The 17,670-nt window shown below is 56.6% G+C and carries 20 protein-coding genes; 12 read left to right on the plus strand and 8 right to left on the minus strand.

What is annotated here, in order from left to right; genetic code table 11:
• Positions 1-4: 4 nt before the first annotated feature.
• The 6 genes from potH to ACOTXF_RS06780 all read left to right on the plus strand — a co-directional run bounded on the left by potH (position 5) and on the right by ACOTXF_RS06780 (position 5,740).
• Positions 5-958, plus strand: a complete 954-nt coding sequence (gene potH, locus ACOTXF_RS06755; RefSeq protein WP_021240928.1) for a putrescine ABC transporter permease PotH — start codon at positions 5-7, stop codon at positions 956-958.
• Positions 955-1,800, plus strand: a complete 846-nt coding sequence (gene potI / locus ACOTXF_RS06760) for a putrescine ABC transporter permease PotI (protein ID WP_008503447.1) — start codon at positions 955-957, stop codon at positions 1,798-1,800. The genes potH and potI overlap by 4 nt, the downstream gene beginning before the upstream one ends.
• Positions 1,801-1,865: 65 nt before the next feature.
• A complete protein-coding gene (locus ACOTXF_RS06765; RefSeq protein WP_021240927.1) occupies positions 1,866-2,339 on the plus strand; it encodes a YbjO family protein in 474 nt (157 codons plus the stop codon).
• Positions 2,340-2,379: 40 nt separating this feature from the next.
• The gene (gene rlmC / locus ACOTXF_RS06770) at positions 2,380-3,507 is read left to right on the plus strand and encodes a 23S rRNA (uracil(747)-C(5))-methyltransferase RlmC (protein WP_232926451.1); all 1,128 of its coding nucleotides are present in this window, start codon (positions 2,380-2,382) and stop codon (positions 3,505-3,507) included.
• 72 nt (positions 3,508-3,579) lie between these two features.
• On the plus strand, positions 3,580-4,287 hold the full coding sequence (locus ACOTXF_RS06775) for a response regulator transcription factor (protein ID WP_021240925.1): 708 nt from the start codon (positions 3,580-3,582) through the stop codon (positions 4,285-4,287).
• Positions 4,271-5,740: a sensor histidine kinase gene (locus ACOTXF_RS06780; protein WP_232926453.1), complete on the plus strand. Its 1,470-nt coding sequence runs from the start codon at positions 4,271-4,273 to the stop codon at positions 5,738-5,740. The genes ACOTXF_RS06775 and ACOTXF_RS06780 overlap by 17 nt, the downstream gene beginning before the upstream one ends.
• Before the next feature lie 86 nt (positions 5,741-5,826).
• Here the strand turns inward: ACOTXF_RS06780 and artJ are convergent, their stop codons facing one another.
• The 6 genes from artJ to ACOTXF_RS06810 all read right to left on the minus strand — a co-directional run bounded on the left by artJ (position 5,827) and on the right by ACOTXF_RS06810 (position 10,348).
• On the minus strand, positions 5,827-6,558 hold the full coding sequence (gene artJ / locus ACOTXF_RS06785; protein WP_015571008.1) for an arginine ABC transporter substrate-binding protein ArtJ: 732 nt from the start codon (positions 6,556-6,558) through the stop codon (positions 5,827-5,829).
• Between the two features lie 174 nt (positions 6,559-6,732).
• Positions 6,733-7,401: an arginine ABC transporter permease ArtM gene (gene artM, locus ACOTXF_RS06790; RefSeq protein WP_008500034.1), complete on the minus strand. Its 669-nt coding sequence runs from the start codon at positions 7,399-7,401 to the stop codon at positions 6,733-6,735.
• On the minus strand, positions 7,401-8,117 hold the full coding sequence (gene artQ / locus ACOTXF_RS06795) for an arginine ABC transporter permease ArtQ (protein ID WP_232926455.1): 717 nt from the start codon (positions 8,115-8,117) through the stop codon (positions 7,401-7,403). Before artQ ends, artM begins: the two co-directional genes overlap by 1 nt.
• A 6-nt stretch (positions 8,118-8,123) precedes the next feature.
• The gene (gene artI / locus ACOTXF_RS06800) at positions 8,124-8,855 is read right to left on the minus strand and encodes an arginine ABC transporter substrate-binding protein ArtI (RefSeq protein ID WP_008500032.1); all 732 of its coding nucleotides are present in this window, start codon (positions 8,853-8,855) and stop codon (positions 8,124-8,126) included.
• A gap of 19 nt (positions 8,856-8,874) precedes the next feature.
• The gene (gene artP / locus ACOTXF_RS06805; protein ID WP_232926456.1) at positions 8,875-9,603 is read right to left on the minus strand and encodes an arginine ABC transporter ATP-binding protein ArtP; all 729 of its coding nucleotides are present in this window, start codon (positions 9,601-9,603) and stop codon (positions 8,875-8,877) included.
• 226 nt (positions 9,604-9,829) lie between these two features.
• Positions 9,830-10,348 (minus strand): lipoprotein, encoded by a 519-nt coding sequence (locus ACOTXF_RS06810; protein WP_023292915.1) that lies wholly within the window; start codon positions 10,346-10,348, stop codon positions 9,830-9,832.
• 97 nt (positions 10,349-10,445) lie between these two features.
• On the opposite strand from ACOTXF_RS06810, the gene ACOTXF_RS06815 reads away from it, so the two are divergent.
• From ACOTXF_RS06815 to ACOTXF_RS06825, 3 genes are all read left to right on the plus strand, one after another.
• Positions 10,446-10,769, plus strand: coding sequence for a heavy metal-binding domain-containing protein (locus ACOTXF_RS06815; protein ID WP_008500028.1), 324 nt, complete (start codon positions 10,446-10,448; stop codon positions 10,767-10,769).
• On the plus strand, positions 10,766-11,596 hold the full coding sequence (locus ACOTXF_RS06820) for an N-acetylmuramoyl-L-alanine amidase (protein ID WP_025912908.1): 831 nt from the start codon (positions 10,766-10,768) through the stop codon (positions 11,594-11,596). The genes ACOTXF_RS06815 and ACOTXF_RS06820 overlap by 4 nt, the downstream gene beginning before the upstream one ends.
• Positions 11,597-11,871: 275 nt before the next feature.
• Positions 11,872-12,495 (plus strand): helix-turn-helix domain-containing protein, encoded by a 624-nt coding sequence (locus tag ACOTXF_RS06825; protein ID WP_047747287.1) that lies wholly within the window; start codon positions 11,872-11,874, stop codon positions 12,493-12,495.
• On the opposite strand, the gene ACOTXF_RS06830 is transcribed toward ACOTXF_RS06825, so the two are convergent.
• Entirely contained in the window at positions 12,496-13,128 is a 633-nt protein-coding gene (locus ACOTXF_RS06830) for a hypothetical protein (RefSeq protein ID WP_232926458.1), read from the minus strand.
• Positions 13,128-14,693, minus strand: a complete 1,566-nt coding sequence (locus tag ACOTXF_RS06835; protein WP_232926459.1) for an ExeA family protein — start codon at positions 14,691-14,693, stop codon at positions 13,128-13,130. Before ACOTXF_RS06835 ends, ACOTXF_RS06830 begins: the two co-directional genes overlap by 1 nt.
• On the opposite strand from ACOTXF_RS06835, the gene ACOTXF_RS06840 reads away from it, so the two are divergent.
• The 3 genes from ACOTXF_RS06840 to gspD are packed head-to-tail and all read left to right on the plus strand — an operon-like array spanning position 14,679 to position 17,662.
• On the plus strand, positions 14,679-15,044 hold the full coding sequence (locus ACOTXF_RS06840) for a hypothetical protein (RefSeq protein WP_133059710.1): 366 nt from the start codon (positions 14,679-14,681) through the stop codon (positions 15,042-15,044). The two genes, ACOTXF_RS06835 and ACOTXF_RS06840, sit on opposite strands and share 15 nt — an antisense overlap.
• Positions 14,995-15,726, plus strand: a complete 732-nt coding sequence (gene gspC, locus ACOTXF_RS06845) for a type II secretion system protein GspC (RefSeq protein WP_039025170.1) — start codon at positions 14,995-14,997, stop codon at positions 15,724-15,726. Before ACOTXF_RS06840 ends, gspC begins: the two co-directional genes overlap by 50 nt.
• 13 nt (positions 15,727-15,739) lie before the next feature.
• On the plus strand, positions 15,740-17,662 hold the full coding sequence (gspD, locus tag ACOTXF_RS06850) for a type II secretion system secretin GspD (protein ID WP_232926460.1): 1,923 nt from the start codon (positions 15,740-15,742) through the stop codon (positions 17,660-17,662).
• Positions 17,663-17,670 lie beyond the last annotated feature (8 nt).

The following is a 17,670-nucleotide window of genomic DNA, read 5'->3' on the forward strand; positions in this document are numbered from 1 at the left end:
GCCAATGAGTACACTTGAACCTCCAGCCCGCGTCGAAAAGCCGGGCGGCTTTGCCCACTGGCTGACGCGCATGCAGATGAAGCACGGGCGCAAGCTGGTGATCGCCATGCCATACGTGTGGCTGATCCTGCTGTTCCTGCTGCCGTTCCTGATCGTTTTCAAGATAAGCCTGGCGGAAATGGCGCGGGCGATCCCGCCTTACACCAACCTGCTGGACTGGGCCGACGGGCAGCTGACGCTGACCTTAAACCTGGGTAACTTCCTGCAGCTCACCGACGATCCGCTCTATTTCGAAGCCTATCTGCAATCGCTGCAGGTGGCGGCGATCTCGACGCTTTGCTGTCTGGTGATGGGCTATCCGCTGGCGTGGGCGGTGGCGCACAGCAAGCCGTCGACGCGAAACATCCTGCTGCTGCTGGTGATCCTGCCGTCGTGGACCTCGTTCCTGATCCGCGTTTACGCGTGGATGGGGATCCTGAAAAACAACGGCGTGCTGAACAATTTTCTGATGTGGTTAGGCGTTATCGATCAGCCACTGACGATCCTGCACACCAACCTCGCGGTCTATATTGGCATTGTGTACGCCTATCTGCCGTTTATGGTGCTGCCGATCTACACGGCGCTGACGCGTATCGACTACTCGCTGGTGGAAGCGTCGCTCGATCTCGGCGCCCGTCCGTTAAAAACCTTCTTCAGCGTCATTGTCCCGCTGACCAAAGGCGGCATTATCGCCGGGTCGATGCTGGTCTTTATCCCGGCGGTGGGGGAGTTTGTGATCCCGGAACTGCTCGGCGGGCCAGACAGCATCATGATTGGCCGCGTGCTGTGGCAGGAGTTCTTCAATAACCGCGACTGGCCGGTGGCGTCGGCGGTGGCGATTGTCATGCTGCTGCTGCTGATCGTGCCGATCATGTGGTTCCACAAGCATCAGCAGAAACAGATGGGAGATCGCGGATGAATAACTTACCGGTAGTGCGTTCCCCGTGGCGAATTGCGATCCTGGTCATCGGCTTTACCTTCCTGTATGCGCCGATGCTGATGCTGGTGATCTACTCGTTTAACAGCTCCAAACTGGTGACGGTCTGGGCAGGCTGGTCGACGCGCTGGTACAGCGAGCTGTTCCACGATGATGCGATGATGAGCGCGGTGGGGCTGAGCCTGACCATTGCGGCGCTGGCGGCGACCATGGCGTCCGTGCTGGGCACGATCGCCGCGCTGGTGATGGTGCGCTTCGGGCGTTTTCGCGGTTCGAACGGCTTCGCCTTTATGATCACCGCCCCGCTGGTTATGCCGGACGTGATCACCGGTCTCGCGCTGCTGCTGCTGTTCGTGGCCCTGGCGCACGCCATCGGCTGGCCGGCGGATCGCGGGATGCTCACCATCTGGCTGGCGCACGTCACCTTCTGTACCGCCTATGTCGCGGTGGTGATCGCCTCGCGCCTGCGCGAGCTGGATCGCTCCATTGAAGAGGCGGCGATGGATCTCGGCGCGACGCCGCTTAAGGTCTTTTTCATCATCACGCTGCCGATGATTATGCCGGCGGTGATCTCCGGCTGGCTGCTGGCGTTTACCCTGTCGCTCGACGATCTGGTGATCGCCAGCTTTGTTTCCGGACCGGGCGCGACGACGCTGCCGATGCTGGTCTTCTCCAGCGTGCGCATGGGGGTCAACCCGGAGATCAACGCCCTGGCCTCTATCATCCTCGGCGTGGTCGGAATTGTCGGATTTATCGCCTGGTATTTGATGGCGCGCGCGGAAAAACAGCGCGTGCGCGATATCCAGCGTGCAAGACGCGGCTGAAGGATTTAAAATTTCCAGTGATATGCCGCGCATGACGCGGCACTGTTTTTCAGGGAAGTAAAACATTGGGATTATTAAAAAAATCACGTATTACGCACGCGCGTCCTAACGTACCTGCACTGGTTCAGGTGGCGGCGCTCGCCATTATTATGATCCGCTGCCTGGACGTGCTGATGATTTTAAACACCCTGGGCGTGCGCGGCATCGGTGAATTCATTCACCGCAGCGTGCAGACGTGGAATCTGACGCTGGTCTTTTTGAGCAGCCTGGTGCTGGTGTTTATCGAGATTTACTGCGCGTTTTCGCTGGTCAAAGGGCGCAACTGGGCGCGCTGGGTCTATCTGCTGACGCAGATTACCGCGGCGAGCTATCTGTGGGCCGCCTCGCTGGGCTACGGCTACCCGGAGCTGTTCAGCATTGCCGGTGAATCCAAACGTGAGATCCTGCGCGCGCTGTTTATGCAAAAGCTGCCGGATATGCTGGTGCTCTGTCTCCTCTTCGTTCCGGCCTCCAGTCGGCGGTTCTTCCGCCTGCAATAATGTGTATAATCGCAGCCCTCGTAATTCTTAAGGTTTTGATATGCAGTGCGCACTCTATGACGCCGGACGCTGCCGCTCCTGTCAGTGGATAGAACAGCCGGTCTCTCAACAACTCACCGCCAAAATGGCCGACCTGCAACAGCTGCTGGCAGCACACGCGGTGGGCGAGTGGTGCGCACCCTTCAGCGGCCCGGAACAGGGTTTTCGCAACAAAGCCAAAATGGTGGTCAGCGGCAGCGTAGAAAAACCGCTGCTGGGGATGCTGCACCGCGACGGCACGCCGGAAGACTTAACCGACTGCCCGCTGTATCCCGACTCCTTTGCACCGGTCTTTGCCGCACTCAAGCCGTTTATTGCGCGGGCGGGGTTAACGCCCTACAGCGTGGCCCGCAAGCGCGGCGAGCTGAAATACCTTCTGCTGACCGAAAGCCAGATCGACGGCGGCATGATGCTGCGCTTCGTGCTGCGCTCTGAAACTAAGCTTGAGCAGCTGCGCGCCGCCCTGCCTTGGCTGCAGGCGCAGCTTCCGCAGCTGAAGGTCATTACGGCGAACATTCAGCCGGTGCATATGGCGATTATGGAAGGAGAGAAAGAGATTTTCTTCACCGACCAGCACGCGCTGGCGGAGCGCTTCAACGACGTGCCGCTGTGGATCCGCCCGCAAAGCTTCTTCCAGACCAACCCGACCGTGGCAAGCAGCCTGTACGCCACCGCCCGCGACTGGGTGCGTGCGTTGAACATCCATCATATGTGGGATCTTTTCTGCGGCGTGGGCGGGTTTGGCCTGCACTGCGCCACGCCGGAGATGCAGCTCACCGGGATTGAGATCTCTGCCGAAGCGATTGCCTGCGCGAAGCAGTCTGCCTCTGAGCTGGGGTTAACGAATCTGCGCTTCCAGGCGCTCGACTCCACGCAGTTCGCCACCGGCCAGGGCAACGTGCCGGAACTGGTGCTGGTTAACCCGCCGCGCCGCGGCATCGGGAATGCGCTATGCGACTACCTGAGCCAGATGGCGCCGGAATACATCATCTATTCCAGCTGCAACGCGCAGACCATGGCGAAAGACATCGCTCAACTGCCGGGCTATCGCATTGAACGCGTTCAGCTTTTCGATATGTTCCCGCACACCGCGCATTATGAAGTGTTGACGTTGCTCGTAAAATCTTAAACAAAATGTGAACTCTTCATCCCGGCGAAATCAGGTAAGCTTACGTCATAAGACATGAATATAGGCTTACCCATGAAGCAGATCCTGCTGGTAGAAGACGACCACGATATCGCGGCGCTTCTGCGACTCAATTTAGAAGACGAAGGCTACGCCATCACCCACGAGCCCGACGGGGGCAACGCCTTACAGCGTCTTGACGCCCAGACGTGGGATGCGGTGATCCTCGACCTGATGCTGCCCAACGTTGACGGTCTGGAGATTTGCCGCCGCATCCGTCAGATGACGCGCTACCTGCCGGTGATCATCATCAGCGCCCGCAGCAGCGAAACCGACCGCATTACCGGGCTGGAAACCGGCGCCGATGACTATCTGGCAAAACCGTTCTCCGTGCAGGAGTTGATTGCGCGGATCAAAGCGCTGTTTCGTCGCCAGCAGGCGATGGGGCAGGCGCAAACCGACGGACACATTCAGGCGCACGGGCTGACCATCGATCCGCTGGCGCGCAGCGTGCTGCTTCACGGCCAGGTGGTGGACCTCACCCCGCGCGAGTTCGAGCTGCTCTACTTCTTTGCCCGTCATCCCGGTGAGGTGTTCTCCCGTCTGGCGCTGCTGGAGCAGGTCTGGGGCTACCAGCACGAAGGCTACGAGCACACCGTCAACACCCATATCAACCGCCTGCGCATCAAGATAGAGAAGGACGCCGCCGAGCCGGAGATCATTCGCACCGTCTGGGGCAAGGGCTACAAATTTGCGGAGCCGCAGCATGATGCGTCGCTTTAGCCTGAGCCAGCGTCTGACGCTGCTCTTCATCCTGCTGATGATGCTCTGCGCCGCCGTCGCCTGCGCGGTCCAGCTCTACAGCAGCATGCAGTACGGTAATGCGATGGTGCAGCGGTTATCGGGTGGGCTGGCGCAGCAGATCGTTCAGCGCGAACCGATTCTGGACGCGCAGGGCAGGGTCGACCGCAGCGCGCTGAAACCGCTGTTTGGCCGGCTGATGACCTTTAATCCGAGCGTTGAGCTCTACGTTGTCTCCCCGGACGGCGATATCCTCGCCGACGCTGCCCCGCCGGGCCATATTCAGCGGCAAAAAATCGATCTGGCGCCGGTGCAGAGTTTCCTGAGCGGCACGGCCATGCCGGTACTGGGCGACGATCCGCGCAGTCAAAATCAAAAAGTCTTTAGCGCTACGCCGCTGCGGCAGGACGGCGAGCTAAAAGGCTATCTGTACATTATTTTGCAGGGTGAGGAGTCAAACGCCCTGGCGGAAATGGCCTGGCACAAGGCGCTGTGGAGTACCGTCCTGTGGTCGCTGCTGTGGGTCGCGCTGTTTGGGCTGCTGGCAGGGCTGCTGGTCTGGTACTGGGTCACGCGTCCGGTCAAACAGCTGACGGTGGAGGTCGCCGGGCTGGAGCAGGACAGCATAAGCGCCATCAGGCTGCTGGCGGCACAGACGCCGGACGCGGCGGCAAAAGATGAAGTGGCGATCCTGCGCAACAGCTTTATCGAGCTGGCGCGCAAAATCACCCAACAGTGGGATCGGCTGGCCGACAGCGATCGTCAGCGTCGTGAGTTTATCGCCAATATTTCGCACGATCTCCGCACGCCGCTCACCTCGCTGCTGGGCTATCTCGAAACCCTGTCGCTCAAATCCGCCACCCTGACGCCGCAGGAGCATCAGCAGTATCTCGCCACCGCGCTGCGTCAGGGGCAAAAAGTCCGGCATCTTTCGCAGCAGCTGTTTGAGCTGGCGCGCCTTGAACACGGCGGTATTAAACCCCAGCGCGAGCGGTTCGCAATGGCGGAGCTGATTTCCGACGTGGCGCAGAAGTTTGAGCTCACGGCCCGCACGCGAGAGGTCAATCTGCATATTGACGTGCCGGGGCCGCTGCCGATGGTAAACGCCGATGTGTCGATGATTGAACGCGTGGTGACCAACCTGCTGGATAACGCGATGCGCCATACGCCTGGCGGCGGAGAAATTCGCCTGGCGGTGTGGCAGGAAAATGAACAGCTGCAGGTCGAAGTGTCCGACAGCGGAACGGGCGTGGATGCCTCGCTGCGCGACGATCTGTTCCAGCGGCCGTCGGCGCTCAACACCCAGGCGTCGAGAGAGAATCGCGGCGGGTTAGGGCTGCTGATTGTGAAACGGATGCTGGAGCTGCACGGCGGCGGGATCAGGCTGATGGAGTCGGCGAGAGGGGCACGGTTCAGGTTCTTTGTGCCGCTGTGAGAGAGTGCCGGGTGGCGCTGCGCTTACCCGGCCTAAAACTCCCCCCGTAGGCCGGGTAAGGCGAAGCCGCCACCCGGCAAAAGACATTACTGCGGGAACCACTGCTCGCTGATTTTCTGGTACGTTCCGTCCGCTTTAATCGCCTTAAGCGCGCCGTTCAGTTTTTCCAGCAGGGCTTTATTATCCGGACGTACCGCGATGCCGAGGCCCGTGCCGAAGTACTGCGGATCGGTCACTTTTTCCGTTGCGGTGCCCAGCTGCGGGTTGGTTTTCAGCCATTCGTTCACCACGGCGGTATCGCCGAACACGCCATCAATACGGCCATTTTTCAGGTCGATAATCGCGTTCTGGTAGCTGTCATAGGCCACGGTTTTCACTTCCGGATGTTTGTCCTGCAGGTACTTCTGGTGGGTGGTGCCGTTTTCCATCCCGATGCGTTTGCCTTTCAGCTCGTCGAAGGATTTGTATGCCCCTTTCTTCGCAATCACCACCGCCGAGTTGGCGTAGTACGGGTCGGTGAACGCGACCTGCTTGCTGCGCTCAGGCGTGATGTCCATCCCGGAGATCACCGCGTCGTATTTTTTGAACTTCAGCGACGGGATCAGGCTGTCAAAAGCATGGTTAGTAAAGGTGCAGTCGGCCTGCATCTGTTTGCACAGCGCTTTCGCCAGATCGATATCGAAACCGACGATCTGGTTGCTGGCATCCAGCGATTCAAACGGCGGATAGGTGGCGGACACGCCAAAATTGATTTTATCCGCAGCGGACGCGCCAGCGGCGAAGGTGGCAAGTAATGCGGCCAGAACTAACTTTTTCATTGTAATGCTCCCGTCTGTCTTATTGATGCGCCGTGTCTGCGGCCTGGATGTACAATGCCAGTTAATGAATTTGTATGCAATAAAAATGATTAAGTATTGTGTTGGGCGCGAAAAAAAAGCGGATAACCCATCAGGTTACCCGCTCCATGAATACCGTTTTATGCACTTGCGTGGTTAATTCCTGCGCTCAAACGCCAGCGCTTTACGCTCAATAAGGCGCATCATCAGCGTCAGCAGACCGTTCACCACCAGATAGACCACGCCCGCCGCGCCGAACACCATCACGTCATAGGTGCGCCCGTACAGCAGCTGTCCGTGTCCCATCACCTCCATCAGGGTGATGGTGTAGGCCAGCGAGGTACTCTTGAACACCAGCACCACTTCGTTGGAGTAGGAGGAGAGCGCGCGCTTAAAGGCGTACGGCAGCAGGATCGCCAGCGTGTCCTTCTTGCTCATGCCCAGCGCCCCGCAGGACTGCCACTGGCCTTCCGGAATGGCGCGGATCGCACCAAAGAACAGCTGGGTGGTATAGGCCGCGCTGTTCAGCGAAAGGGCAATCAGGGCACACAGCCACGGCTCAGAGAGCAGATGCCAGATAACCGGATATTCCTGCAGCGACGGGAACTGGCCCGGGCCGTAGTAAATCAGGAAGATCTGCACCAGCAGCGGCGTACCGGTAAACAGGGTGATGTACCCGCGCACAATCCACACCAGCACCGGCGTTTTCAGCGTCAGGATGATGGTGAAAATAAGGGCCAGGATCAGCGCCACGATAATGGACGCCACGGTCAGCGTCAGGCTGGTGTGCAGCCCTTTCATCAACTCGGGAAAGTATTCAAGCATCAGCCTGGTCTCCGTTCAAAGCGCGTCGCTCGCAGGTCAATACGCTTGAGGATGTACTGACTGAGCAACGTGATCACCAGGTAGATTGCCGCCGCCACAATGTACCAGGTAAACGGCTCCTGGGTACGGGTGGCGATGCTTTTGGTTTGCAGCATCAGATCGTTAACGCTTATCAGGCTCACCAGCGCGGTATCTTTCAGCAGCACCAGCCACTGGTTGCCGAGGCCCGGCAGGGCATGGCGCCACATCTGCGGCATGACCAGACGGAAGAAGATGGCTGACTTCGACAGGCCTAACGCCTGACCCGACTCCCACTGTCCCTGCGGCACGGCCTTCAGCGCACCGCGCAGGGTTTGCGACGCGTACGCGGAGTAGAGCAGGGAGAGCGCAATGACGCCGCACAGGAACGGGCTGACGTCGAAGTTGTCGATCTGCATCTGCACCGGGATCTGCGCAAAGCCGAGATTAATCGTGAAGCCGTCCGACAGTGTGAGCAGCAGCTGCGAGGAACCGAAATAGATGAACAGGACCACCAGAATTTCCGGTAGCCCACGCAGCACGGTGACCAGCGCGGAGCCTGTCCAGGCGACGGGGAACCATTTCGCGGATTCCCACATCGCAAAGAACATCGCCAGCACCAGGCCGATAATCAGTGCGCAAACGGCAAGGCCGACGGTCATCCCGGCGGCGCTTGCTAAAGGAAAAATTTCATTCATCAGGAATTACTTCTGGAACCATTTTTTGTAGATGGTTTCGTAGGTGCCGTCTTTCTTCACTTTTTCCAGCGCAGCGTTGAATTTCTGCTGCAGCTCAGTGTTGCCCTGACGAACGGCAATCCCCAGACCGGTACCGAAGTAATCCTTATCGGTCACTTTGTCGCCCACTGGCGCCAGCTTGTCGTTGGCTTTCAGCCACTCGGTCACGACAGCGGTATCGCCAAATACGCCGTCGATACGGCCATTCTGCAGATCCAGCTTCGCGTTCTGGTAGCTGTCATACGGCACGGTGGTGATTTCCGGATGCTTATCCATGATGAATTTCTGGTGCGTGGTACCGTTCTGCACGCCCACTTTTTTGCCTTTCAGCTGATCGACAGAGGTGAATTTGCCTTTCTGACCAATGAACAGGGCAGAGTTATCGTAGTAAGGGGTGGTGAACAGCACCTGCTTTTCACGCTCCGGGGTGATGTCCATACCGGCCATTACGGCGTCGATACGGCGGAACTTCAGGCTTGGGATCAGGCTGTCGAACGCCTGGTTGCTGAAGGTGCAGGTCGCATCGATCTCTTTACACAGGGCGTTAGCTAGGTCCACGTCGAAGCCAACAATTTTGTTGTTTGCATCAATGGATTCAAACGGAGGGTAAGAGGCTTCCGTGGCGAAACGAATGGTCTGAGCTGCGGTAGCGGAAAGGGTAACGCCAGCAAGCAGCACGGCAAGTAATACTTTTTTCATTATATTTCCCCTGACACAATCAATGAGATAAATAGTTTTTGAAGGCATCGGTTTTCGGGTTAGCGAAGCAGCTCGCATCACCTTGCTCAACGATATACCCGTTTTCCATGTACACCACACGGCTGGCGGTTTTACGCGCCACTTCCACTTCGTGGGTAACGATAACCTGCGTAATGTTGGTTTCCGCCAGCTCGCGAATAATGCTGACGATCTGAGCGGTGATTTCCGGGTCCAGCGCGGCGGTGGGTTCATCAAACAGCAGTACCGCAGGTTCCATCATCAGCGCACGGGCAATGGCCACGCGCTGCTGCTGACCACCGGACAGGTGCAGCGGGTAGCGGTCACTGTAGGGCTTAAGGCGCAAACGCTCCAGCAGCTTTTCGGCACGCGCGATGGCTTGATCTTTGCTTAAGCCCAGCACGCGGCACGGGGCTTCAATCAGGTTTTGCAGCACCGTCAGGTGCGGCCAGAGATTGTATTGCTGGAAGACCATGCCGACGTTTTGACGCAGCTCGCGAATCGCTTTATCAGACGGCGTCTTTGCGAAATCAAAATGGTTACCGGCAATTGCCAGCGTACCTGAACGAGGCATTTCAAGCAGATTAAGGACGCGCAGAAGGGAACTTTTGCCTGCACCGCTTGGGCCAAGCAAAACCAGCGTTTCGCCTTCCGGGCAGTTCAGCGTGATGTCAAACAGCGCCTGGTGTGCGCCGTAGAAGCAGTTAATGCCGTTTAGTTTAATACTCATCGGGGCAGTCTTTACTCATCCAGGCAATCTATAGCAATTGAGGCCGCAGATAGTACCGTTGACAGAATAGTTATGCAATATTTCTGCGTTAAAAGTTAAATATAACCCGTATTTCCTCTTAAACATAGCACAAAATAGCGAAGGGCAAAGGCGGCGAGTATAAATGTCGGCATTCCGCGAGAAATGCCGGACATTTTACGGGGGTAACATTTTTATCACTGATGAATCAGCGGTTCTCAATCGACTGGCGCAGCGTGCCGGCCGGGGCATGCACGCTGCCGCCCACGTAGCGTACGTCGTCCACCGCCCAGCACTGGCCTTCACGGATCATCAGCACTTCGTCCTGCCAGGTTTGGCTGCCCTGCGTCAGCTTCACGCGCAGCGGAATGTTACGGGCATCCGTGTTCGGGATGGTTGACGCGCTGGCCACTTCTGCGCTGTCCGGCAGCGTGGTGCGGCTGGAGAACGGGTCGGATTTCAGCAGCGCGTTGTGCTGCGGATCGCGGGTGGCATCGTTAAGCAGTTTTGCCAGACCATCGCTCAGATACGGGCGCAGGCCGGTGAGGTCGTTGCTGCGGTGCTGAATCCGGTAATCATAGAACTGCTGCGCCACGGTGTCCGGGCCGCCCTCAATGCAGGGGCCGCTGCGGGTACCGATATCCTTAAAGGCTGGCGTGACCGTGGTGGTACAGGCGCTGAGCACCAGCGCGCAGGGCACGAAAAGTGTTAAAGCTGAATAGCGCATGTTGATTTCCTTATTTATTAACTATCCTTTCAATCATAGCGTAACGAACCGATAATGCTGTGCCTAAGGCATTGAACGCTAAAGAAGGAGAGAAACCATGCAGTTTTCAACAACGCCAACCCTGGAAGGACAGACAATAACCGAGTATTGCGGCGTGGTCACCGGCGAAGCGATTCTCGGCGCCAATATCTTCCGTGACTTTTTTGCCGGTATCCGCGATATCGTGGGTGGCCGCTCTGGCGCATACGAAAAAGAGCTGCGCAAAGCACGCGAAATCGCCTTTAAAGAGCTCGGCGAGCAGGCGGAAGCCCTCGGCGCGGATGCGGTCGTGGGAATCGATATTGACTACGAAACGGTCGGGAAAGATGGCAGCATGCTGATGGTGAGCGTAAGCGGTACGGCGGTGAAAACCCTGCGATGAGGCGTGCGTTTGCCACGCTCCTGCTGGCGCTGCTGCTGGCAGGGTGCGTTACGGAAAAGGGGATTATCGATAAAGGTGCCTACGAGCTGGATACGCGTCATCAGGCGCAGGCGGCTTACCCGCGCATCAAGGTGCTGGTGATCCACTACACCGCGGATGATTTTGACAGCTCGCTGGCCACGCTGACGGATAAAAACGTAAGCTCTCACTATTTGATCCCTGCCAGCCCCCCGGCGCCGGACGGCAAGCCGCGCATCTGGCAGCTGGTTCCCGAGAGCGAGCTGGCCTGGCATGCGGGCATTAGCTTCTGGCGCGGCACCAACCGGATTAATGATACGTCCGTGGGGATTGAGCTCGAGAACCGCGGCTGGCAAACGCGCGACGGCGTGAAAACCTTTACCCCGTTTGCGCCTGCGCAGATTGCAGCGCTGATCCCGCTTGCCAGGGACATTATTGCCCGCTATGACATTCAGCCGCAGAACGTGGTTGCCCATGCCGACATTGCCCCGCAGCGTAAAGACGATCCCGGCCCGCTGTTTCCGTGGCAGCAGCTGGCGCAGCAGGGGATAGGAGCCTGGCCCGATCCCGCGCGCGTGGCGTTCTATCTTAACGGGCGGCCGCGCTATCAGGAGGTCGAGCGCGGTGCGCTGCTTGATGTGCTGAAACGCTATGGCTACGAGGTGCCGGACAACGCCACAGAACAGCAGCAGAAGAGGGTGATCAGCGCGTTTCAGATGCACTTTCGCCCCGCGCTGTGGAACGGCGTGGCTGACGTAGAAACCCTGGCCATCGCCGAGGCGCTTTTAGAGAAGTACGGGCAAGGGTAGTCCTCAGGGCTGCCCCTGACCAGGCCGTATTACCTTAGTTTTCTTGAGATTAATCTTAAGTACATTCTCAATTCATTTTTAGTTAATTGACTTAAAAGTACCCTCATTTAAGATAGACGTATAGCTTGCTAAGTATTTATAAAAAATAACACCTGCATAGTGATTTTTATTATCACTTCTCCTTGAAGTTTTTTATCAGGATTAAACGAATAGTTTCGGTGGTTCCACCGTGGCCATTTTTTATCTAAAATTTACATCTTAATTCGGGTATAACAATGTTAAGCATTTACGGCAGAAAATTACGTCCTTATCATGAAATAGAAAAAATCATTTCCGCAACGGAAGGATTTGAAGAAAAATCGTTAAAGAAATGGCAAAAAATTTCCACCGTCGAAAATGAATTTATTCATATTATCGTCAGCGGTGAAGTGGAATTCCGCCGCGAATCCGACGAGCTCTGCTTGTTCACCCTGCAGGGGCAGTGCATTTTTGGACTCTCTTCCATTATTTATCATTCGTCCCATATGTATGGCCTGGTCCGTTCGAATACCGTGGTGCGCTCGATTCCTAAAGACGCCTTTTCTCAGCTTATGACGGAGAAAGGCTTATGGCCTGAGCTTACCAAAGTGCTGGCCTGGTATATCTGCATGCTGAGCAAGCGTGATGACGTGCTGGTTGCCCGCAGCGCCTATTCTGTCGTGCGCGAATTTTTGCTGGAAATTAATGAACTGATTGTACATCATCAACGCGATATTAATGTTTATGATTATATTCAGGAATACACCAGCCTGGCACGCAGTACGATTATAAAAATCCTCTCCGATCTGAAAAAAGGTCAATACATTGTGGTGGAAAAGGGTCGACTCCTTAATATCACCAACCTGCCTGAAAAATATTAACTATTCCAGCCGGTCTCCCTTTTTACTTAATGGAGACCGGGAACTTTCTTTATGTAATGCGCCCGCCTGAGTATTATCCTGCGTTTCGTCAACCGGCGGTGCGGGTATTTTCCCTTGCGAATAATCCTGCTCTTGTTCTTTTAACGCCTGCTTAAACAGTTCGGTTAATGATGCGTCGTCACCCTCCGGGCGGGGGGAGACGGCATCGTCGTGCGCTTCCGTTCCGGGGAGGGTATCCCGCGAGGTATCGTGCGGCACCGTGCCGTCAGGCATCTGCTGCCAGTCGGCGTCGTCGCTGTTAATCGGCAGATCCTGCATGGCAGGGACGTCGGCCTGCACCGGGACGGGTTTCGGGTGCGGATGCGGAAACGGCTTGCTCACGTACACGTAGTGCATATCGGAAAGCTGCGTCTCGGGCTTCGCCACGTTCACTTTTTTTACCGGCTCCGGCGCAGGGTGGCGCAGTTGCCAGTATACGTGGGCGTACAGCCCCGCCATCAGCATGACGCAGAGGCTTACTATTCCTAACAAGGCGTTAGAAGCGATTTTTCTCAGGCGGGGAATGCGGTACGAAAACCAGACCGCCTCCCCGGAAACGTAGCTGCGCTGAGCCGCAAGACAGATGGTAGACATTAGGAATGCTTCTCCTGCGTTTTCGCGTCCGGTGCGGCATGGGGGGTCTGAAGCAGCACGCTCGGCGTGGTGTTAGTGTCGCGCATCAACTGCATCAGCGTCTCTTCACCCGGGATACCGTCGACGCGCAGATGCATTTTTTGCTGGAACTCGCGGGTACGTTTCATCATCTCCGTCGTCCAGGTTTGAGCGTGGGTTTCCGGCTCGGCAAGGGCCTGGCTCAGCTGCTGATCCAGCCACCCCATGTCCTTCGCATCGCTGGCGGCGCTGATGGCGTCTTTGCCTTCCGGCGTCAGGCGGTGGAGTTGGGTATAATTGCCGGTGGCATGCTGGTTAAACCAGTGACGGCTTACCTGCCAGGTGCGGTTATTCATCAGCAGGTCGAGTGAGTTATCCCCGACGCGGGCGACCACGGCATAGTTAAGGTGGTTGCCGGTTTTCAGTTCACTCACCCATGGATACCCTTCCTGTGCCAGCGCGTCCGGTGAGGCATTTCCCTGCTTACACATCAGGTTCACCTTCGCGGCGTTCTGGCACAGGGCATCGTCCGCCGAGGCGTCATACCCCCACATCAGATAGAGCTGATGCATCGCATCCGGCTGATTAACCACCTCGTTGTCGATAGCCGGCACCACCGGCGCCTGCTCGATGGGCGTCTGCTGTTTCCAGCTCGCGGGCACCGGCAGTTGAATCGGAAGTCTTGCTCCGATCGAGGAGGTCAAATACCAGCCGCAGGCAGCGAACAGCACGGAGGCGAACAGCCCCACGGTAGCCAGGCGCATACCGTGTTTTTTCGCAGGTAGGATCTCACCGGCCGCCAGGCGCAGATGACGCGGGCTAACCTGTTCTGCGCGTTCGGTCCAGGCGGCGAGCATCGACAGGTGCGCCAGCTCGTTCAGCTTGCTGATATTCCCTTTGGTCAGCGCATGCATTTTACGCACGCGCGCCGGGGTCAACGGCGAGTGCTCACACCCGTGCGCTTCACACTGCGCCTGAACGTAGCTGAGAAACTCCCGGCAGGTAAGGGGTCGCAGGGTGTGGCAGGTATGCGCATATTCACGCAGTTCAGACTGCTGCATCAGAACGGCTTCCCGATCCGCTTCACCCATCAGTACGACGGACAGACGAAACTCCAGCTCCTGCGCGCGCGTCAGCAGCAGAGCCAGCACCTCCCGACAGGTCTCTTTCATGGCATCGGTATGGCTAATCACCAGCACTTTCGTCCTGCTTTTTCCCCCCTGCCACTGGTGCAGGAGGGCATCCACCGCCTGAAGCCGGTTTTTGCTCTCTTTCGTTCCCGGGTTGAGTTTATACAGCAGGCTACTGGCACTCAGTTTTGGAAACGCGTTGATGGCAATAACGTCAGGGGGTGCGGATTTCAGGGCGTCGCTGAACTGGCCCAGCAGCGGGGCATCATCAGCAAAGAGCCCAATAATCCCCGCCTGTTGGGTTTTCTCTTTCAGCAGGTTGAAAATATCCTGGTGATACGGCACGAAGAAATCGCCCGAGGCGCGGGTAATTTTTCGAAAAGGCGGGTGATTAAATTTAAAATGACTCTGATACATAACGACTTACCGTCTCTGGGCATGAATAGCAATGGTCCAGAAAAGTACGGCAAGGGTGCGTCATGGTCAATTTACGGGCAGGGTAAAAATAACCTGCCGGCTTCCTCTAACACTGGTTTTTTTGACGGTCAATCTTTTTCTTTATCAAAGTTAACGGCGAAGCAGGTGGTCGATTGTCAGGCCGCTAATTACTATTTATGTCACATATTGGCGCAGCATGACGCTGCTTATTTCCGCTTTGCTAAAGGCCAGATGAATAATGAGGCTCTCACTTTTTTCACGGTGGATAACGCCCTGTATTATGTTTGTATTGCTGATTTTTTGCGGTCAGCAAGGCTACGTCATTTTTAAAGATTATAAAAAATTGACGAATAAACTCGCGAACGCAGCGGCGAAACCGCAAAAAAAACGTCAGGAAGAAAAGACATTTTCACTTTTCACCGCCGCCGTGCGTCAGGACAACCTGCCAGCAGCCGGAAAAGCCCCGCTCGCTGCCGAAATTGAGGGGATCGTCCGCAGCGACGATGCCTGGTTGTCCTTCGCCGTGATCAAAACGCCGGGTGGTCAAAAGAGCTATCGCGAAGGCGAGGCGTTGACCGGTTTTAACGATGCCTTTATTCAGGAAATAAACAAAGACAATGTGGTGGTTAATTACGAAGGTGCTACGCAGGTACTGGCGTTAAATAAACCTGACTATTTTAAGGGCGGCGTTGACAGCGGCCCGGTAACCCAATCGACGAAAGATGCTGGTGCTGAAAGCGTGCATCTGGATGATTATCTGGTGTTAAAGCCACTTATCGAAAAGGGCCAACTGGAAGGCTACAACATTAATCCAAGGAATGCCTCTGACTTCTACAGTCATGCCGGTCTGGAAAAAGGTGATGTGGCCGTAAAAGTCAATTCTGTCGATATGACCGATGCAGAAAAGGCAAAAGATATTATTGCCAACTGGTCGAAAATGAAAGAAGCGGAGGTCGTCGTCAGACGTCACGCTCACCTTGAAAATATTCGGGTCAATGTTCTAAACAATTAACAAGTGTACAGACATGAAGAAATTTCCTTGGGCGTGCGTGGCGCTGACCGCATTGTCGTTATATTCCAGTTCGCTGCTCGCAGCTAACTTTAGCGCCAGCTTTAAAAACACCGATATCCGCGAATTTATTGATACGGTAGGCCGCAATCTGAACAAAACCATTCTGGTCGACCCGTCCGTTCAGGGCACGGTGTCGGTCAGAACCTATAACGTGTTGACGGAAGACGAATATTACCAGTTTTTCCTGAGCGTGCTGGACCTGTACGGCCTGTCGGTGATCCCGATGGATAACGGCATGGTTAAAGTGGTGCGCTCGAGCATTGCCCGCACCGCCGGTGCGCCGCTGGCCGACGGTAAAAATCCGGGCAAAGGCGACGAGATCATCACCCGCGTTGTGCGCATGGAAAACGTGCCTGTTCGCGAGCTGGCGCCGCTGCTGCGTCAGCTCAACGATGCCACCGGCATCGGTAACGTGGTCCACTTTGAGCCGTCCAACGTCCTGCTGCTAACCGGTAAAGCCTCGGTGGTGAACCGCCTGGTGGATCTGGTCCTGCGCGTGGACAAAGACGGTATTCAGCGTCGTGAAATCGTGCCGCTGCGCTTTGCGTCCGCCAAAGAGCTCTCGGAGATGTTGAATAACCTCAACAACGAAGAGCAGAAAGGGCAGAACGCGCCGCAGCTGGCGACCAAAGTGGTGGCCGATGACGAAACCAACAGCCTGGTGATCAGCGGTTCGGAAGATGCGCGCGCGCGGACCCGCTCCCTGATCCATCAGCTGGATCGCGAGCAGAACAACGAGGGGAATACCCGCGTCTTCTATCTCAAGTATGCCAGCGCCACCAAGGTGGTGCCGGTACTCACCGGCATCGGCGAGCAGCTGAAGGACAAGGCCGGCGCGCCGAAGTCGAAAACCGCGCCAGCGTCCAGCGATCTGAACATTACCGCCGACGAAGCAACCAACTCGCTGGTGATTACCGCCCAGCCTAACGTGATGAACTCCCTTGAGAAGGTGATCGACAAGCTGGACATCCGTCGTCCGCAGGTGCTGGTGGAAGCCATCATCGCGGAAGTGCAGGACGGGAACGGCCTGGATCTCGGCGTGCAGTGGACCAGCAAGCACGGCGGCGTGCAGTTCGGCTCCACCGGCCTGCCAATCAGCCAGATTAAAAATGGCACCATGAAAGGGGCGAGCTTCACTGGCCTGGCGACCGGCTTCTTTAACGGTGATTTTGGTGCGCTGGTGACTGCGCTTTCCACCGACGGCAAAAATGACATCCTCTCCACGCCAAGCGTGGTCACGCTGGATAACAAAGAAGCGTCGTTCAACGTGGGCCAGGATGTGCCGGTACTTTCCGGTTCGCAAACCACCAGCGGCGACAACGTCTTTAACTCCGTTGAGCGTAAGACGGTCGGTACCAAGCTGAAAATTGTGCCGCAGATTAACGATGGCGACATGATCCATCTGAAGATTGAGCAGGAAGTCTCCAGCGTCGACAACAGCGCGACGGAAGACTCCAGCCTCGGCCCGACCTTCAATACGCGCACGATCAATAACGAAGTGATGGTCCACAGTGGCCAGACGGTGGTGCTTGGCGGTCTGATGGAAAATGTGACCAAACAGTCCGTGTCCAAAGTGCCGCTGCTCGGCGATATCCCGCTGGTCGGTCAGCTGTTCCGCTACACCTCCCAGGATACCTCCAAGCGCAACCTGATGGTGTTCATTCATATCACCGTCCTGCGTGACGACGACAACTACAGCGCGGCCTCGAAAGAGAAATATGACCAGATCCGGGTGCGCCAGATGCAGCGCGTGGAAGAGAAAAAGCTCGGTATTGTTGAGCCGAGCGACAATGCCGTCCTTCCCGCGTTTCCTTCAGCAAGCCCTCACGCCGCACCGGTGAAAACCCGCGCGACACGCAATCCGTTTAAAGAGTAAGGCGGAGG

It is taken from the genome of Enterobacter cloacae complex sp. IR53041 (assembly GCF_049238285.1).
Taxonomy (GTDB): domain Bacteria; phylum Pseudomonadota; class Gammaproteobacteria; order Enterobacterales; family Enterobacteriaceae; genus Enterobacter; species Enterobacter roggenkampii.

What these genes read in the sequence shown, in the direction of transcription:
- gspC (WP_039025170.1), top strand. Translation starts at nt 14,995, where the DNA reads ATGTTTGTATTGCTGATTTTTTGCGGTCAGCAAGGCTACGTCATTTTT.
- artJ (WP_015571008.1), bottom strand. Translation starts at nt 6,558, where the DNA reads ATGAAAAAGTTAGTTCTGGCCGCATTACTTGCCACCTTCGCCGCTGGC.
- ACOTXF_RS06780 (WP_232926453.1), top strand. Translation starts at nt 4,271, where the DNA reads ATGATGCGTCGCTTTAGCCTGAGCCAGCGTCTGACGCTGCTCTTCATC.
- ACOTXF_RS06825 (WP_047747287.1), top strand. Translation starts at nt 11,872, where the DNA reads ATGTTAAGCATTTACGGCAGAAAATTACGTCCTTATCATGAAATAGAA.
- ACOTXF_RS06815 (WP_008500028.1), top strand. Translation starts at nt 10,446, where the DNA reads ATGCAGTTTTCAACAACGCCAACCCTGGAAGGACAGACAATAACCGAG.
- ACOTXF_RS06830 (WP_232926458.1), bottom strand. Translation starts at nt 13,128, where the DNA reads ATGTCTACCATCTGTCTTGCGGCTCAGCGCAGCTACGTTTCCGGGGAG.
- gspD (WP_232926460.1), top strand. Translation starts at nt 15,740, where the DNA reads ATGAAGAAATTTCCTTGGGCGTGCGTGGCGCTGACCGCATTGTCGTTA.
- artP (WP_232926456.1), bottom strand. Translation starts at nt 9,603, where the DNA reads ATGAGTATTAAACTAAACGGCATTAACTGCTTCTACGGCGCACACCAG.
- ACOTXF_RS06810 (WP_023292915.1), bottom strand. Translation starts at nt 10,348, where the DNA reads ATGCGCTATTCAGCTTTAACACTTTTCGTGCCCTGCGCGCTGGTGCTC.
- rlmC (WP_232926451.1), top strand. Translation starts at nt 2,380, where the DNA reads ATGCAGTGCGCACTCTATGACGCCGGACGCTGCCGCTCCTGTCAGTGG.
- artQ (WP_232926455.1), bottom strand. Translation starts at nt 8,117, where the DNA reads ATGAATGAAATTTTTCCTTTAGCAAGCGCCGCCGGGATGACCGTCGGC.
- potH (WP_021240928.1), top strand. Translation starts at nt 5, where the DNA reads ATGAGTACACTTGAACCTCCAGCCCGCGTCGAAAAGCCGGGCGGCTTT.
- potI (WP_008503447.1), top strand. Translation starts at nt 955, where the DNA reads ATGAATAACTTACCGGTAGTGCGTTCCCCGTGGCGAATTGCGATCCTG.
- artM (WP_008500034.1), bottom strand. Translation starts at nt 7,401, where the DNA reads ATGCTTGAATACTTTCCCGAGTTGATGAAAGGGCTGCACACCAGCCTG.
- ACOTXF_RS06840 (WP_133059710.1), top strand. Translation starts at nt 14,679, where the DNA reads ATGACTCTGATACATAACGACTTACCGTCTCTGGGCATGAATAGCAAT.
- ACOTXF_RS06835 (WP_232926459.1), bottom strand. Translation starts at nt 14,693, where the DNA reads ATGTATCAGAGTCATTTTAAATTTAATCACCCGCCTTTTCGAAAAATT.
- ACOTXF_RS06775 (WP_021240925.1), top strand. Translation starts at nt 3,580, where the DNA reads ATGAAGCAGATCCTGCTGGTAGAAGACGACCACGATATCGCGGCGCTT.
- ACOTXF_RS06820 (WP_025912908.1), top strand. Translation starts at nt 10,766, where the DNA reads ATGAGGCGTGCGTTTGCCACGCTCCTGCTGGCGCTGCTGCTGGCAGGG.
- artI (WP_008500032.1), bottom strand. Translation starts at nt 8,855, where the DNA reads ATGAAAAAAGTATTACTTGCCGTGCTGCTTGCTGGCGTTACCCTTTCC.